We start from the raw sequence: 16,001 nt of genomic DNA, 5'->3' as shown, positions 1-16,001 counted from the left end.
TGCTTGCCGCATCGGCGGGCGGTCAGTGACCGCCCGTTTCTCGTCGTTCCACTATAAAAAAACCGGTGCTGTATGACGCTCAATAATTCCCTGCCGATGACGCTTGCCCTGCTACTGACCCTGAGTGCCAGCGCAGGCGCGCACGCGGTGACACTGACTGACCGCCTGGAACGTCCGTCGGCCATGACCCCGCGGGCCCTCCAGTCACCCTTGAGCGATGTGCAATCGGTCGGTGACCGGCAAGTGATGGTCGGCGCCTCGGGCCATATCCTTCTGCGCGACGCCAATGGCCAGGTACAACAAGCGCAGGTGCCGGTCGACCTGCTGTTGACCGCGGTGCAATTCGTCGATGCCGATCACGGCTGGGCCGTGGGCCACGACGGCGTAGTCCTGCACAGCAACGATGGCGGGCACACATGGCGCAAACAGCTCGATGGCCGCCAGATCAATCCACTGCTGGTGAAAGCCGCCGAAGCAGACGTCGCGCGTGTGGAACAGGCCGTCGATGCCGCGCCGGATGACGAGCGCCTCGCCACCGCGCTGGACAACGCGCACTTCGCCATGGACGACGCCCAGGCCGCCACGGACGCTGGCCCGGCCCGCCCGTTGCTCGGTCTGTGGTTTCGCAATGCCCATGAAGGCTGGGTGGTCGGCGCCTATGGCCTGCTGCTCAAAACCGTCGATGGTGGTGCAACGTGGGAAGTCGTCAGTGGCCTCGACAATCCCGATCGCCTGCACTTGAACAGCGTGCTCGGGCTGGCCGACGGCAGCCTGCTGGTCGCGGGTGAAGCCGGGCGTCTCTATCGCTCCGGGGATGGCGGCACACATTGGGACGCCGCGCGGCAACCCACGGATGCCTCGATCTATAGCCTCGCCGAACTGAAAAACGGCGACGTCATGGCCGCCGGGTTTGGCGGCACGTTGCTGGTCAGCCATGACCACGGTGCCACGTGGACAGCGCGTCAGTTGCCGCTGAAAACCAGCCTCTACGGCATCAAGCAATTGTCGTCCGGTGCAGTCGTAGTTGCCGGTCAAGCCGGTTCGCTGCAATTCAGCGAGGACGCTCAGCAATTCGCGGTGTGGCGCGCGCCGGGCAAAGCGGCGCTGCTCAATGTCAGTGAAACCCGCACCGGTCAGTTATTGCTGGTGGGCTCTGCGGGCCTGCAAGTACTGCCGATGGTTCCCTTCAAGGTGCAAACGAAATGAACGCCCTCTCCCATCAGTGCGATGCTGTTGTACCGCTCAGCCTCATGCAACGGATCGTCGCGGGCACCGAACGTCTATTGTTCGGCCATCGCCGCGTCGTGTTGGCCGTGTTTGCGCTTGCCACGCTGGTCTTGGCTTATGCCGCGCTGTCATTGCGACCGGACGCCAGTTTCAGCCGGATGATTCCCACCGGCCACCCGTTCATCGCCAATTATCTGAAGTTCGAAGATGTGCTGCGCCCGCAAAGCAATGTGCTGCGTGTGTTGGTGGAAAACCCCAAGGGTGACATCGTCACTCGGGAGTTTCTCGAGACCCTGCGCGAAGTCAACGACAAGGTTTTCTACATTCCCGGCGTTGACCGCAGCAACCTCAAATCCCTGTGGACGCCAAATGCCTTGTGGTCAGAAGTCACCACCGAAGGCCTGCGCGCCGGCCGGGTGATTCCCGACACCTACGACGGCAGCGCCGCGTCGCTGGAGCAGGTGCGACAGAACATTCAACGCGCCAACATGATCGGCAGCTTCGTCGCCAACGACTTTCATTCGGCAATCATCCGTGTGCCGCTGTTGGAGCGTGACCCGCAAACCGGTAAACCGCTGGATTACGGTGCCCTCACCCAGTCGCTGGAAAAACAGGTGCGTCAACACTTTGCCGCGCAAGGCCTGACCATTCGCGTCATTGGCTTTGCCCAGATCATTGGTGACCTGCTCTCCGCAGCCGCTGACATCGTGCTGTTCTTCGCCCTGACCGTCGGTTTGATCACCGCGTTGCTTTATGGTTATTGCCGCTGCTGGCGCAGTACGGCGGTGACGGTGTTGACCTGTCTGCTCACAGTGGTCTGTCAACTGGGGTTGTTGAGTCTGTTGGGTTTTGGCCTCGATCCGTACTCGATTCTGGTGCCGTTTCTGATCTTTGCCATCGGCATCAGCCACGCGGTGCAGAACATCAACCTGATGATGAGCGAAATGAGCCATGGCCTTACGCCTGTCGACGCTTCGCGCAAGACCTTCCGCGCGCTGTTTATTCCCGGCACCACCGCGCTGCTGGCTGACGCGGTGGGTTTCATCACGTTGCTAGTGATCGACATCGGCGTGATCCAGCAACTGGCGATCACCGCGAGCATCGGTGTATTCGTGGCGATCTTCACCAAAATGTTTTTGCTGCCGGTATTGATGTCCTATGTCGGCGTGAGCCCGCGCGGGTTGCGTGAGCAGCACAAGCGCAGTCGTTCGTCGTGGCCGGTGTTTCGCCGGCTGGCCACCATCGTGCAACCGCGCAAGGCCGTGACGTTGATTGCGCTCAGCCTGGTTCTGCTCGGTGTCGGTTACGCCGCGCGACAAGACCTGAAGATCGGCGACCTCGACAAGGGCGCGCCGGAGTTTCGCCCCGAGTCGCGCTATAACCAGGACAACGCCTACCTGCTCGATCACTACACCACCAGCACCGATGTGTTCGTGGTGATATTCAAAACGCCGGTGGAGCAATGCGCGCGGTTTGCCGCCGCCGACCTGGCCAATCAACTGGAACAGACGTTGCGCGCCGTGCCGGGTGTGGAGTCAGTGCAATCGCTGTACAACGCCATGCGCTTCAATATTGTCGCGCGCAACGAGGGCAACCCGAAATGGGCCGAGTTCTCCCGCGATCAGTTTGTGATGAACAACGCCCGCTCCAATGTCCCCGGCGAGTTCGTTGACCCCAACTGCAGTGTCGCGCCGATCAGCCTGTACCTGGCCGATCACAAGGCAGAAACCCTGAGCGGCGTGGTCAACGCAATCAACGCTTTCAGTGTGCGCTACGACAGCGGGGACTTCGAAATCCTCCAGGCCGCCGGCAACGCGGGCATTGAAGCGGCGACCAACATCACCATCCGCGATTCGGAAAAGACCATGCTGATGCTGGTGTTCATCATCATCAGTCTGGTGGTGCTGTGGGAGTTCCGTTCGCTGAAAGTCACGTTTGCCTTGATGGCGCCGCTGTATCTGTCAACCGTGTTGTGCGAAGCAGTCATGGCGAAAATGGGCCTGGGCGTGAAGATTGCGACCTTGCCGGTGATTGCCCTGGGCGTGGGGATTGGTGTCGATTACGGCATTTATCTTTACAGCCGCATCGAAGGATTTCTGCAGCAAGGGCTGAAGTTTCAAGCCGCCTTCTTCGAAGCGCTGAAAACCACCGGTACCTCGGTGGCCTTCACCGGCATCACGCTCGCGCTGGGCGTGGCGACATGGTCGTTCTCAGTGCTCAAGTTTCAGGCAGATATGGGCCTGCTGCTCGTGTTGCTGTTTTTATGGAACATGGTGGGGGCGTTACTGCTGATGCCGGCCCTTGCCTCGATGCTGATCTTCAACAAGCACACACGCTAAGCAACTCACGCGTGAGCGTTCCCACGCTCGGCGTGGGAACGCAGAGCGTGGGAGCAATCACCTATGAACCGATCTGCCCGGTACTGCGCAGCCAGTCCTCCGAGCGGCGCAGCCCTTCCACCAGCGACACCTTCGGCTCATAACCCAACAACCGCCGCGCCTTGGCAATAGAGATATCTGCGGTGCGCGCAAGCATGTACATCGCGTCCGGCGTCACTTCACTGTTGACCTTCAACAGCCCGTTAACCCGCCAGATCAGCGAGGTCAGCGCAGTGGCCAAGGGCAGCGGCAGGGTTTTCGGCGAGCCTTTACGCCCGGCCCAGCGCCAGTGATTGGCGAAGAACTCACCACATGTCGTCGGCCGCGCACTGCTCAAGTGGAAAATCTGCCCGCGCGCTTGCTCCAGCCCCGCCGCGAGCATGATGCCGTCAAGCAAATCATCGACGTACACCGGCGTGAATACGCCCTTACCGCGATTGGGCAAAATCAGCGCGCCGGCCTTGGCCATTTTCAACGGTTCGATCAACCAGGCCCGTGAACCCGGGCCGTAAACATCACCCGGTCGTACCACGGTGCAGTCGATCTCACCCGCCGCATGGGCAGCCAGCACCACATGCTCGCTGGCGCCCTTGGCCACGCCGTAACGATACTGATCACCGATCACCACATCGCAGCGCTCATCGGCGAGCGCCGGATAGTTCCAACCCAGCGCGGCAATCGAGGAAATCTGTACGAATCGCTTGGCGCCAGCGGCGATTGCCACATCCAGACAATGACGCACGCCGCGTACCGATACTTCGCGATACAGCGACCACGGCGCCGCCAGCGAAACCACGGCGGCCGTGTTGATGAACAATTCGCACCCGCTGGCGTGAGCCGCCCACCGCTCCGGCCGGGTCAGGTCGCCGGCGACAATATCGTTTTGTGGGTCGGCAACCAGGTCCATCCCGCGCACCGTTGCACCCAGTGCCTTGTAGCGTTTGAGCAGCGCCTTGCCGATAAAGCCACTGGCGCCGGTAATGAATACCGAGCGAGGCACGGGCGGTGTCTGTCCGTCGACGCCGGAGGGCATTCTTGCATCCGTCATAGGAGATCCTTGCAACGTGCGCAATGCCGTTGCTCTGTCAGCCATTTTTAGAGTTGAAGATCGCATGGATCCACCGGCTAGATTGAGCGCTCCGGTAGCCGGGGTTTGTCCATTTCACGCCATGTTTCCATCAGATGCTGCCAGTGCCCTGAACCGTAGCGGCAAATATGCGACGGTGGATTTCAATGCACAAAAAAACGGCAAGCGACCGGTGTTTTTTTACCACCATGAACTAGCCTTTCAGCGGGGTAAGCCCCCCAGCGCCCCCCCTTTCAGGCAATCAAGGAAAACTGCATGAAGCCCATTCTGAGCACATTGACGTTGGCTGTAGCTGTCATCACCCTCGCCGCTTGCTCCTCCACCTCGCAACCCGGCAGAACCACCCCGCTGGGCGAAGAAAACCTCAAAGGTTCAGGCTTTCTGGCCGATATCTACCCACAAATGAAAGAAGGTGACGACGGCGAAGCGCTGCGGCTGTACCGCAACCCGAAGTACGCTTCCACGGCGAGTTTTACCCGCTATAAAAGTGTGATGCTCGATCCGGTTCAGCTCTATGCCGGACCCAAGTCGAAACTGCACGAAGCACCGCAAACCGACAGCAACGCCATTGCCCAGGGGTTCTACAACCAGTTGCATGAACAACTGGCCAAGGACTATCGCATGGTCGACAAGCCGGGCCCGGACACCTTGCGCATTTCGGTGGCCATCGTCGACGCAGAGGCTGCCGACACATCGATGAAAGCCGCGTCCTACATTCCGATTCCATTGGGTGTGCCGGGTGCCAAAGCCGCCGCCATGCAAGCGGCTTCTCACACGACCGGGCAGCCACCGTTCACCGGTCAGGTGACCATCGAAGGCAAATTGGCCGATGCGCAATCGGGTGACGTCATTGCCGCTGAAATCGACCGCCGCACCGGTTCGCGCCGGCCGATCATTGGCCTGTTCGAAAGCAGCACCTACGACTCGTGGAGCGACGTCACCGCGGCAGAAAAATACTGGGCGGAAAAACTGCGTTATCGCCTGTGCATGCGTCGTGAGGCTGGTAATTGCGTGAAAGCCACCGAATAGCTCAGCGCTCCAGCATGCCGTGACACAACAGACTCAGAATCCCGCGCATGTGCAACGCATGCGCGGCTCGGTCCGGGACTTCCTGCGTCGCCAAGCGGATAAACGCCATGTTCGCGTACTGATTGAATAGCGTTGCCACGACTTCGAGATCGATCGATTCACGCACTTTTCCCGCTTGCTGGAAATGCAAAAGCAACGCCTTGGTTTCCTCAATCACCGCCGCATTCCATGGGCTCATCGCTTCAGCGAGGTCGCCCGTCAGCAGAAACGGTGCCAGTTCCCGCCACAACGAAGCCGGCATCGCTTGTAGCTGGTAATCGGTCATCAGCCCTTCGAACTCGCACAACGCCTCCAGCGGATCGCTGTCTGCGTCCAGATTCGCCCGCGCCTCGCGCATGGCCTGCTCGTCCGGTTGCTTGAGCAAGGCCAGCAGAATTTCCTGTTTGCCGCCGAAGTAATTGACCACCGTCGGCGCGGAAACGCCGGCCTGTACGGCGATCTGCTCCAATGTGGTCGCCGCGAAACCGTTGCTTTTGAACAGCTCAAGCGCCGCTGCGGCGATGACTTCCCTGCGCTGTTCCTTCTGCCGTTCTCTGAGTCCGCTCATGTTGCCTCTGATGATCCTTGCGTGTCGGGCTCAGCCTACGGCGATATTTTTTCACCGACAAATATTTTCTTTACAAAAATATTTTTAAGTGACAAAACTTTGCTCGCACAACGCAGGAATGAACGCACTCACTTATCCCGTTTATCTGGAGATCAGCCATGTCCGCCGAATTCGACCGCACCACCCGCGATTACCAAGCCGCCGACGCTGCGCACCACATCCATGCGTTCGTTGATCAAAAGGCCCTCAACGAGGAAGGCCCACGGGTGATGGTCAGCGGCGATCGGCTGGCGTTGTGGGACAACGACGGCAATCGATATCTGGACGGCATGTCGGGTCTGTGGTGCACCAACCTCGGTTACGGGCGCAAGGATCTCGCCGCCGCGGCGACCGCACAGCTGGAACAACTGCCCTACTACAACATGTTCTTCCACACCACTCACCCGGCGGTGATTGAGCTGTCCGAGTTGCTCTTCAGCCTGCTGCCCAAGCACTACAGCCACGCGATCTATACCAACTCAGGCTCCGAAGCCAACGAAGTGCTGATCCGCACCGTGCGCAAGTTCTGGCAAGTGATGGGCAAGCCCGAGAAGAAAATCATGATCGGCCGCTGGAACGGCTACCACGGCTCGACCCTGGCCGCGACGGCGCTGGGCGGGATGAAGTTCATGCACGAGATGGGCGGCACCATTCCCGATGTGGCGCACATCGATGAGCCGTACTGGTTCGCCCACGAAGGCAACCTCAGCCCGGAACAATTCGGCTTGCGCGCGGCGCGGCAACTGGAAGACAAGATTATCGAACTGGGCGCCGACAAGGTCGCCGCGTTTGTCGCCGAACCGTTTCAGGGCGCGGGCGGCATGATCATTCCGCCGGCGACGTACTGGCCGGAGATTCAGCGTATCTGCCGTCAATACGACGTGCTGCTGTGTGCGGACGAAGTGATTGGCGGGTTCGGCCGCACCGGTGAATGGTTCGCGCATCAGACGTTCGGCTTTGAGCCGGACACGCTGTCGATCGCCAAGGGTCTGACCTCCGGTTACATCCCCATGGGCGGCTTGATTCTGTCGCGGCGCATGGCTGAAGCATTGGTCGAGAAAGGTGGCGTGTTTGCCCATGGCCTGACCTATTCCGGCCACCCGGTGGCGGCCGCCGTGGCGATTGCCAACCTCAAGGCCTTGCGCGATGAAGGCGTGGTCACCCGGGTGAAAACCGACACCGGGCCGTACCTGCAGAATTGCCTGCGCGAAGTGTTTGGCAATCACCCGCTGGTGGGTGAGATTCAGGGCGTCGGGCTGGTGGCGGCGTTGCAGTTTGCTGAGGACAAAGCGACGCGCAAGCGTTTTGCCAATGAAAACGACATGGCCTGGCGTTGCCGCACGATTGGCTTTGAGGAAGGCTTGATCATTCGTTCGACATTGGGGCGGATGATCATGGCACCGGCGCTGGTGGCCACGCGCACGGAGCTGGACGAGTTGATCGACAAGACGCGGATCGCGGTGGATCGGACGGCGCGGGAGTACGGCGTACTTTGATCGACTGAAGTGATGGGTTGGCCGGGCTGACGCCTTCGCGAGCAAGCTCGCTCCCACATTTGGAATGCATTCCACTTTGGCTGCCTGGTTCCAATTTGAAATGCAGTCCCTGTGGGAGCGAGCTTGCTCGCGAAGGGCTCGCCGAGGATTCATTGTCGAACAAACAGCATTCCCACCGATTACTCCGCGCGCCGCTTGGTGTTAAATAGGCGCCAGTCTTAACCTTGTCGCGTAAAGCCGTGCAACGAGAACCGCTATGAACACCTCTTCCAAGAAAAACACCCAAATTCAAACGGCGGTGACCGCATGATCGAAGTCACCGAAGTTTCCATTGCCCAACTGCGCGCTGCGCTGGAGTCTGGCCAGACCACTTCGGTGGAGCTGGTGCAGGCGTATCTGGCGCGTATCGATGCCTATGACGGTACCGACACCCCGACGGCGCTGAATGCTGTAGTCGTGCGCAACCCTGAAGCCTTGAACGAAGCGCGGGCGTCCGATGCGCGCCGTGCCAAGGGCGAAACCCTCGGCCCGCTCGACGGCATTCCTTACACCGCCAAGGACAGTTATCTGGTCAAAGGCCTGACCGCTGCGTCCGGCAGCCCGGCCTTCGCCGATCTGGTCGCCCATCGCGATGCCTTCACCATCGAACGCCTGCGCGCTGCCGGGGCGATCTGCCTGGGCAAGACCAACATGCCGCCGATGGCCAATGGCGGCATGCAGCGCGGCGTCTACGGTCGCGCCGAAAGCCCTTACAACGCCGCTTACCTCACCGCGCCGTTTGCCTCCGGCTCGTCGAACGGTGCCGGCACCGCCACTGCCGCGAGTTTTGCCGCATTCGGTCTGGCCGAAGAAACCTGGTCGAGCGGGCGTGGCCCGGCGTCGAACAATGGTTTGTGCGCCTACACGCCGTCGCGCGGGGTGATCTCGGTGCGCGGCAACTGGCCGTTGACGCCGACCATGGACGTCGTCGTGCCTTACGCGCGGACCATGGCTGACTTGCTCGAAGTCCTCGACATCGTCGTCGCCGAAGACCCGGACACCCGTGGCGACCTCTGGCGCCTGCAACCGTGGGTGCCGATCCCGAGCGTCAGTTCCGTGCGCCCCGCCGCTTACAGCGAACTGGCTGCCGACGCCAAAGCGCTGGCCGGCAAGCGTTTCGCCGTGCCTCGCATGTTCATCAATGCCGACCCTGAAGCCGGCACCAGCGAAGCACCGGGCATCGGTGGCCCGACCGGCCAGCGCATCAACACCCGTGAGTCGGTGATTGATCTGTGGCAGCAGGCGCGTCAGGCGCTCGAAGCCGCCGGTGCCGAAGTCATCGAAACCGATTTCCCGTTGGTCTCCAACTGCGAAGGCGATCGTCCCGGCGCGCCGACTGTATTCACCCGTGGTCTGGTCTCGAAAGAGTTTCTTCACCATGAGCTGTGGGATCTGACTGCCTGGGCGTTTGACGACTTTTTGCAGGCCAACGGCGACCCGAAACTCAATCGTCTGGTCGACGTCGACGGCGCGAAGATCTTCCCGCACGAACCGGGCACCCTGCCCAACCGTGAAGGTGATCTGGTGGCGGGCATGGATGAATACGTGCGCATGGCCGAGCGCGGCATTACGCCGTGGAATGAAATCTCCACCGTACCCGATGGTCTGCGTGGTCTGGAGCAAACCCGCCGCATCGATCTCGAAGACTGGATGGATAAACTGGGCCTCGACGCCGTGCTTTTCCCCACCGTCGCCGACGTCGGCCCGGCGGACGCCGATGTCAATCCTGAGTCGGCCGACATCGCCTGGAGCAACGGCATCTGGGTGGCCAACGGCAACCTCGCGATCCGCCACCTCGGCGTACCGACCGTCACCGTGCCAATGGGTATCATGGCCGACATCGGCATGCCGGTCGGCCTGACCTTCGCCGGCCGCGCCTACGACGACTCGAACCTGCTGCGTTTGGCCGCCGCGTTTGAATCGACCGGCAGCAAACGCCAGATCCCGCCGCGCACGCCGCCATTGTCGTAACGTGGTGAAAAGGTGTGTCAGGCAACAAAAATGTTGCCCGACACACCGCCATCGCTGGCACAGGTTTTCGCTCCAGTCACAAAAGCCTCATATAACCCAAAACCCTGTGGGAGCGAGCTTGCTCGCGAAAGCGGTGTGTCTGCCGAAAGAAATGTCGCCTGATTTGCCGCCTTCGCGAGCAAGCTCGCTCCCACAGGTTTTTTGTGATGCCGTTCATTGAGCACATCCACTCAATCCTTCTTCCTGCAATCACTTGATCATCCCAGCCATCTTAATTGCCGCTGGCCACCGACCATGATCGACCGCGCCCCTTCGCGTCTCACCCTCCTCGCGCTGCTCTGCGGTCTGAACCCAACCGCCCACGCCAGCGGTTTTTTCGACGATGCCAAAAGCGAAATCCTCAGCCGCAACTTCTTCCTCAGCAACGACTACCGCTCGCCCTCAGCCTCCGGCAAAAACTACAAACAGGAATGGGCTCAAGGCTTTATCGGCACCTTCTCATCTGGTTTCACCTCTGGCAGTGTTGGTTTCGGCATCGATGCCCACGCCTTCGCCGGGATGAAGCTGGACGGCGGCCGGGGCCATTCCGGCACGGGTCTGCTGCCAGTCGACACCGACGGTCGCAGCGAAAACGATTACTCCAGCGCCGGCGGCGCGCTCAAGTTGAAAACCTCGCGCACCACCCTCGCCTTCGGTGAAATGACCGTCGAAACCCCGGTATTCGACACTTCCGACAAACGCCTGCAACCGGAGTACGCCACAGGCTTTCTGCTCAACAGTGCCGAGTTCGACCACATCAATCTGGTGGCCGGGCATTTCACCGCGTTCAAGAATCAGGACAGCTCATCGGGCAAAGACGACTTTTACGGTTACGGCGCCAATACCGAGGCCGGCGGCATTAGTTTCCTCGGCGCCGACCTGTTCACCGACAGCCCCGTCGGCGGCGCGTTGTACGCCTCTGAACTCAGTGAGACCTGGCACCAGTACTACGGCAATCTGCATTTCAAGCAGTCCGGCGTACTGCTCGACGCCAACCTCTACCACACCCGCAACACCGGCCGAGCGCTGGCCGGCGCCATCGACAACACCGCGTTGAGCCTGTCCGGCAGATACGCCTTCGGCCCCCACGCGGTGATGCTCGGCTGGCAAAAGATCAATGGCGACACGCCGTTCGATTTCGTCGGCGGCGATTCGATCTACCTCGCAAACTCGATCAAATACGCCGATTTCAACGGCGCCAACGAGCGTTCCTGGCAAGCGCGCTACGACCTCGACCTCGGCGCCTTGGGCATTCCCGGCCTGAGCTTCATGACCCGCTACGTCTCCGGCAGCCACATCGACGGCACCCATGCGCCCAAGGGCGGCGCCTACAACCCGTTCGATCCTGACAGCGGCAGTTACCAGCCGCAGCAAGGCGATGGCGGCAAGCATTGGGAGCGGGATATTGATCTGAAGTACGTCGTGCAATCGGGCACGGCGAAGGATCTGTCGGTGCAGGTGTCGCATGTTTCACACCGGGCCAATGAGGCGCAGGCCGGGGATGACATTGACCGGATCTATGTCGTTATCCAGTACCCGTTGGGTTTCTGACGCGACACGATCAATCCTGCCTGCAATCATTCAACTGTGGGAGCGAGCTTGCTCGCGAATGCAATAGATCAGTTACATTGATTTCGCCTGACAAAACGCCTTCGCGTGCAAGCTCGCTCCCACAGGTTTCTGCGTCCGTCACAAACCCTGGGGGTAACAGGGACAGACCACGGTTGCACCCAACCAGTCGCCCAATCTTTTGCCTTTTAAACTGGAGTGTTTAAAAGACACCTCCAGACACGCCTTCAAGGCTACAAATTCTTGCGCCATTGCCTACAGCTACGCCAGAATCCGCCGGCTTGTGCGCCTTGGGGGCGGGTTCTATTGTGGGTCGGTCGCTGATTGTTCAGTGATCGGGTTTAGCAGCCCGGGTTTTTCTCTAGACGCATAAAGTCCGTTGCCGTTATGGCGGCTTTGCGTGGGGCACTTCGGTGCGCCGGGTTCTAGAGTCCTGGTCTGCTAACCCGCGTACAGCCGCCACCTCCTTCGTTAGCAGCGAACGGTGGCAGCTTCATTTACTCTAGAGGCTTTACCGATGATCAAACCAACACCCAACCCACCCGAAATCGACTCCACCTCCCCCTACGAATCCCTCAACTCCAAAAAACTCCACGAAGCCGCCGACCGCGCGCTCGATCACTACCTCTGCCCGCCCGGCTCCACGCCACCGCCGCGTAAAACCCGCCGGATGTACGCGGTCACTGCGGACTTCAAAAATGAAGAACTGCTGGCCGATGCCAGCGAAACACTCGCCTCCGCCAGAACCATCGCCCATGACTTCGCCCATCTCATACCGGCATCGCAGCGCAGGACGCTATTGGGGATCGCGCAACTGATCATGCTCGGCGAGCTGGCAGTGAATCGGGTGATGGATAATCTGGATTTGCCGCAGTAGCGGCCCTCGATGATCGTTCCCACGCTCTGCGTGGGAATGCCTCAACGGACGCTCCGCGTTCGGCTTTGGTAGGGACGCGGAGCGTCCCGGGCTGCATTCCCACGCAGAGCGTGGGAACGATCAAAAACGGCAATCGCGAGCAGGCTCGCTCCCACACTGGATCGGGGAGTTCCGGAGGAAAAACTGGCGGAAGGCAGCCGGAGTCGAACCTGCCCGGGAACGGATGCCGTCCCCAACCGGGTTTGAAGCCCGGCCGCGCCACCGGGCGCGATTGCCTTCCTTTTACTTATTGTGCGTCGGCGTTAGCCAGTGCGTTGTCGGGGCGGATCTGGCGGGATTCGCCGATGCGGCGGGTCAGGCCGACGCGGTCGAAATATTCCAGATACTGAATACAGCGTTTGCGTCCCAAGCCTAGCGCATCGCGGAAGGTTGTCACCTGGATCTGCGGATTTTCCTTGGCCAGTTTGAGCAACACGTCGGCCATTCGGCGCAGTTGCACGTCACTCAAGAACAGGTCGCGCACCACTTGATGCATCAGGCCGAGCCGTGCCAGTTTGCGCAGCAGCAGGCGTACGACGGCGTCGTCCTGGCTGAGCATTTTGGCGACGTCGCGCACCCACGGCGGGTCGAATTCGGCGTTTTCGAACAGCGGTTGCAGTTGTTGCCAGAGGGCTTCGTCCTCGGCATTCAGGCACACCTGATGATCCGGCAGATGCAGCCACGGCCCGCTCGACTCGATTGATCCGGCGGTGAGCATTTCATCCAGCAAGCTGACAAACGTCGAACGCTCCAGCGCCAGACCACTGAAGCGGCGCAGGCGATCGCGGTCGGGGCCCATCTGGTCGGGCTCCTGTTCATGAAACTGTGCAAGTTGTTCCAGCAGGGTGAATTTCAACTGCGCCCAGCGTTGCACGTTGAACAGCACCGGGCCTTGGCGGGTGTCGATCAGGCGGACGTTTTCGGCTAACGACCACGACGCGCGCGGGCGATTGAACTGGCGCTCCAGCCGTTGCGGATCGAGGCCGCCGGCGCTGTAGTTGAGCAGCACGGGCAAGACCTGTTCGAGTTCGCCGCCGCAGGCCAAGGTGCGCAGTTGCTCCAGACGTTCAGGGCTGCGCCGTTGTCGCGCCGGGGCGAACGGATCGAGCACCTGGCCACCGCCCAAGGTGCGTTGCGCGCTCTGGTCGCGCAAGATCAGACGATCACCTTTCACCGCGTGCACCGGCGCATTGATCAGCAGTTGCGCAAACATGCGCTCGCCGGGACTCAGTCGCGGACCTTCGAGTAAAGCCACCCGAGCGATGACGTCCTGCGTGCCGAGGTGCACATGTACCGGGTGAAAGTGTTCGAAGGTGCGCTCGCCGGGCAACAGTTGAAAGTCGATGTCGACCCGTTGCGTCGGCGCGTGCAGCCAGTCGCTGAGCAACCATTGGCCGCGATGGATCTGCGCCAGTTCAAGACGCTCGCCGCTGATATTCAACGCCACCCGTTGCCCGGCGAAAGCCTGTTCGGCGGGTTGGTTTTGCGCATGCAAGCCGCGAATCCGGACCGACTTGCCAGAGGGCCCGAGGGTGAGTTTGTCGCCGATGACCACCGAGCCCGACAACGCCGTGCCGGTCACCACAATCCCCGCGCCGACAACGCTGAACGCACGGTCGATGGCCAAGCGAAAACCACCTTCGCGACTGCGCTCGTGCACTTCGCTTTGCGTCTGCAGCAACACCTCGCGCAACCCATCAATGCCCTGCCCGCTCAGACTCGACACGGTGAGGATCGGCGCCTCGGCAAATGGCCCCGGGGCGAGCAAATCGAGCACCTGCCGCTGCACCTCTTCCACCCGGCCCGCCTCGACCCGATCACATTTGCTGATCACCACCAAGGCGCGCGGAATGCCGAGCAATTCAACAATCGCCAGATGCTCGCGGGTCTGCGGCATCACGCCGTCGTCCGCCGCGACCACCAGCAACACCAGATCAATACCCTGGGCGCCGGCAAGCATGTTGTGGGTGAATTTCTCGTGACCCGGCACGTCGATAAACCCGGTTAGCCCCGCGCCCGGTTCCAGTTCGGCATAGAGATAGCCAAGGTCGATGGTCATGCCGCGTTCGCGTTCCTGCGGGCGGCGGTCGCCGGTTTGTCCGGTCAGGGCTTGCAGCAGCGACGTCTTGCCGTGGTCGATATGCCCTGCCGTGCCAACGATCACGGGTCGACCTGCAACTGCGGCAATTGCGCGAGCCACGCCGGTTCGTCGTCGAGTTGGCGCAGATCGAGCCACAGCGCATCGTCGTCGATACGACCGAGCACCGGGATCGGCAACGCTCGCAACGCCGCTTCCAGATTCAGCAGGCAGCGCCCGCGCAAACGCTTTGAAACCTGCGGACGGCAACACAGCGCCGCACTCGGTAAACGCGCCACCGGTTGGCTGCCGCTGCCGATCATGCCCAAGGCCTCGACTGCACTGACCTGCCAAACCGACCCCAAAATTTCAGCCATCAAGGGCTGCAAGCGTGAGGCCTGGGCGAGGATGTCGGCTTGCGGTCGGGTCAACAACCGCAAGCTAGGCAGACGTTCGGCCAGCCGATCCGGGTCCCGATATAACCCGAGCACCGCCTCCAGCGCCGCCAAGGTCAATTTATCGACCCGCAATGCGCGTTTCAGCGGGTTTTTCTTGATCTTCGCGATCAGCTCTTTGCGCCCCACGATCAACCCGGCCTGCGGGCCGCCGAGCAATTTGTCGCCGCTGAAGGTGACGATATCCGCGCCATCGAGCAACGCCTGCCGCACCGTCGGTTCGGCCGGCAAACCCCAACGGGTCAGATCCAGCAGACTGCCGCTGCCCAGATCCTCCAGCAACGGCAAACCATGTCGATGGGCCAACTCGGCCAGTTCCGCCGTCGGCACCCGCGCGGTAAAACCCTCGATGCTGTAGTTGCTCGCGTGCACGCGCATGATCAAACCACTGCGCGGGCTGATCGCCGCTTCGTAGTCGCGAGCATGGGTGCGATTGGTCGTGCCGACTTCGTGCAGACGCACACCGGCGCGGGCCATGATGTCGGGGATGCGGAAGGCGCCGCCGATTTCGATCAGCTCGCCACGGGAAATGATGCCTTCCTTGCGCGCGCCCAGACTGTTGAGCGTCAGCAGCACGGCAGCGGCATTGTTGTTGACCACGGTGACGGCTTCGGCGCCGGTCAGTTCGCGGATCAGGCCTTCGATCAGGTCATCGCGATCGCCGCGTTTGCCGCTGGCCAGATCGAATTCCAGATTGAGCGGATAACGCGCGGCCATTTGCACGGCGTCGATGGCTTCGTCCGGCAACAAGGCGCGGCCGAGGTTGGTGTGCAGGACGGTGCCGGTGAGGTTGAACACCCGGCGCACGTTGCTGCGTTGTTGCTGGGCCAGGCGCTCACCGACGCGGCCGGCGAGCACTTCGGGGCTGATTTCAATCGCCGACAATTGTCCGTTCAAGACGCTGGAACGCAGCTCATCGAGCAACTGACGCAAACTCGCCAGCAATGACTCACGCCCGTGACGCTCAAGCAAAGGCACACACGCCGGGTGACGCAACACACCATCAATGGAAGGTAACCGCAGGGACATCAGCCACTCCTGGAAACAGATCGTTCGCCGAGAGTGTAGACCC

11 protein-coding genes, 1 tRNA gene and 1 pseudogene are annotated in these 16,001 nt (G+C 61.1%); 7 read left to right on the top strand and 6 right to left on the bottom strand.

Annotated features, from left to right (window positions below):
* Positions 1–72 precede the first annotated feature (72 nt).
* The gene (locus tag WA225_RS16765) at positions 73–1,206 is read left to right on the top strand and encodes a WD40/YVTN/BNR-like repeat-containing protein (protein ID WP_422608765.1); all 1,134 of its coding nucleotides are present in this window, start codon (positions 73–75) and stop codon (positions 1,204–1,206) included.
* Positions 1,203–3,566 (top strand): efflux RND transporter permease subunit, encoded by a 2,364-nt coding sequence (locus WA225_RS16760; protein ID WP_422608764.1) that lies wholly within the window; start codon positions 1,203–1,205, stop codon positions 3,564–3,566. Before WA225_RS16765 ends, WA225_RS16760 begins: the two co-directional genes overlap by 4 nt.
* A gap of 61 nt (positions 3,567–3,627) precedes the next feature.
* On the opposite strand, the gene WA225_RS16755 is transcribed toward WA225_RS16760, so the two are convergent.
* Positions 3,628–4,653, bottom strand: a complete 1,026-nt coding sequence (locus WA225_RS16755; protein WP_422608763.1) for an NAD-dependent epimerase/dehydratase family protein — start codon at positions 4,651–4,653, stop codon at positions 3,628–3,630.
* A gap of 294 nt (positions 4,654–4,947) precedes the next feature.
* Between WA225_RS16755 and WA225_RS16750 the strand changes: the two genes are divergently transcribed.
* Positions 4,948–5,721, top strand: coding sequence for a DUF3313 domain-containing protein (locus tag WA225_RS16750; protein WP_422608762.1), 774 nt, complete (start codon positions 4,948–4,950; stop codon positions 5,719–5,721).
* Position 5,722: 1 nt separating this feature from the next.
* Here WA225_RS16750 and WA225_RS16745 read toward each other — a convergent pair whose 3' ends face one another.
* Positions 5,723–6,328, bottom strand: a complete 606-nt coding sequence (locus WA225_RS16745) for a TetR/AcrR family transcriptional regulator (protein WP_422608761.1) — start codon at positions 6,326–6,328, stop codon at positions 5,723–5,725.
* Between the two features lie 158 nt (positions 6,329–6,486).
* Between WA225_RS16745 and WA225_RS16740 the strand changes: the two genes are divergently transcribed.
* Positions 6,487–7,863 carry an aspartate aminotransferase family protein gene (locus tag WA225_RS16740; RefSeq protein WP_422608760.1) on the top strand — a complete coding sequence of 459 codons (1,377 nt, stop codon included), beginning with the start codon at positions 6,487–6,489 and terminating at the stop codon, positions 7,861–7,863.
* 306 nt (positions 7,864–8,169) lie between these two features.
* Positions 8,170–9,873: an amidase gene (locus WA225_RS16735; RefSeq protein ID WP_422608759.1), complete on the top strand. Its 1,704-nt coding sequence runs from the start codon at positions 8,170–8,172 to the stop codon at positions 9,871–9,873.
* Between the two features lie 95 nt (positions 9,874–9,968).
* Here WA225_RS16735 and WA225_RS16730 read toward each other — a convergent pair.
* Positions 9,969–10,103: pseudogene (locus tag WA225_RS16730) on the bottom strand (metal ABC transporter ATP-binding protein); the annotation flags it as partial.
* Between the two features lie 64 nt (positions 10,104–10,167).
* Between WA225_RS16730 and WA225_RS16725 the strand changes: the two are divergent.
* Together WA225_RS16725 and WA225_RS16720 are read left to right on the top strand one after the other, a co-directional pair.
* Positions 10,168–11,463: an OprD family porin gene (locus WA225_RS16725; protein WP_422608758.1), complete on the top strand. Its 1,296-nt coding sequence runs from the start codon at positions 10,168–10,170 to the stop codon at positions 11,461–11,463.
* Positions 11,464–11,998: 535 nt separating this feature from the next.
* Positions 11,999–12,358, top strand: coding sequence for a DUF6124 family protein (locus tag WA225_RS16720; protein WP_422608757.1), 360 nt, complete (start codon positions 11,999–12,001; stop codon positions 12,356–12,358).
* A gap of 184 nt (positions 12,359–12,542) precedes the next feature.
* Here WA225_RS16720 and WA225_RS16715 read toward each other — a convergent pair.
* The 3 genes from WA225_RS16715 to selA form a co-directional block, all read right to left on the bottom strand.
* A tRNA-Sec gene (locus WA225_RS16715) sits at positions 12,543–12,638 on the bottom strand.
* A 6-nt stretch (positions 12,639–12,644) separates the two neighbouring features.
* Complete coding sequence (selB, locus tag WA225_RS16710) at positions 12,645–14,561, bottom strand: selenocysteine-specific translation elongation factor (protein WP_422608934.1); 1,917 nt, start codon at positions 14,559–14,561, stop codon at positions 12,645–12,647.
* Positions 14,558–15,961: an L-seryl-tRNA(Sec) selenium transferase gene (gene selA / locus WA225_RS16705; RefSeq protein ID WP_422608933.1), complete on the bottom strand. Its 1,404-nt coding sequence runs from the start codon at positions 15,959–15,961 to the stop codon at positions 14,558–14,560. Before selA ends, selB begins: the two co-directional genes overlap by 4 nt.
* Between the last annotated feature and the right edge of the window lie 40 nt (positions 15,962–16,001).

The organism is Pseudomonas sp., assembly GCF_049300855.1.
GTDB lineage: Bacteria > Pseudomonadota > Gammaproteobacteria > Pseudomonadales > Pseudomonadaceae > Aquipseudomonas.
The sequence above is the reverse complement of the archived record's forward strand: the minus strand, read 5'-3'. Positions and strand labels throughout refer to the sequence as shown.

What these genes read in the sequence shown, in the direction of transcription:
- WA225_RS16765 (WP_422608765.1), top strand. Translation starts at nt 73, where the DNA reads ATGACGCTCAATAATTCCCTGCCGATGACGCTTGCCCTGCTACTGACC.
- WA225_RS16760 (WP_422608764.1), top strand. Translation starts at nt 1,203, where the DNA reads ATGAACGCCCTCTCCCATCAGTGCGATGCTGTTGTACCGCTCAGCCTC.
- WA225_RS16755 (WP_422608763.1), bottom strand. Translation starts at nt 4,653, where the DNA reads ATGACGGATGCAAGAATGCCCTCCGGCGTCGACGGACAGACACCGCCC.
- WA225_RS16750 (WP_422608762.1), top strand. Translation starts at nt 4,948, where the DNA reads ATGAAGCCCATTCTGAGCACATTGACGTTGGCTGTAGCTGTCATCACC.
- WA225_RS16745 (WP_422608761.1), bottom strand. Translation starts at nt 6,328, where the DNA reads ATGAGCGGACTCAGAGAACGGCAGAAGGAACAGCGCAGGGAAGTCATC.
- WA225_RS16740 (WP_422608760.1), top strand. Translation starts at nt 6,487, where the DNA reads ATGTCCGCCGAATTCGACCGCACCACCCGCGATTACCAAGCCGCCGAC.
- WA225_RS16735 (WP_422608759.1), top strand. Translation starts at nt 8,170, where the DNA reads ATGATCGAAGTCACCGAAGTTTCCATTGCCCAACTGCGCGCTGCGCTG.
- WA225_RS16725 (WP_422608758.1), top strand. Translation starts at nt 10,168, where the DNA reads ATGATCGACCGCGCCCCTTCGCGTCTCACCCTCCTCGCGCTGCTCTGC.
- WA225_RS16720 (WP_422608757.1), top strand. Translation starts at nt 11,999, where the DNA reads ATGATCAAACCAACACCCAACCCACCCGAAATCGACTCCACCTCCCCC.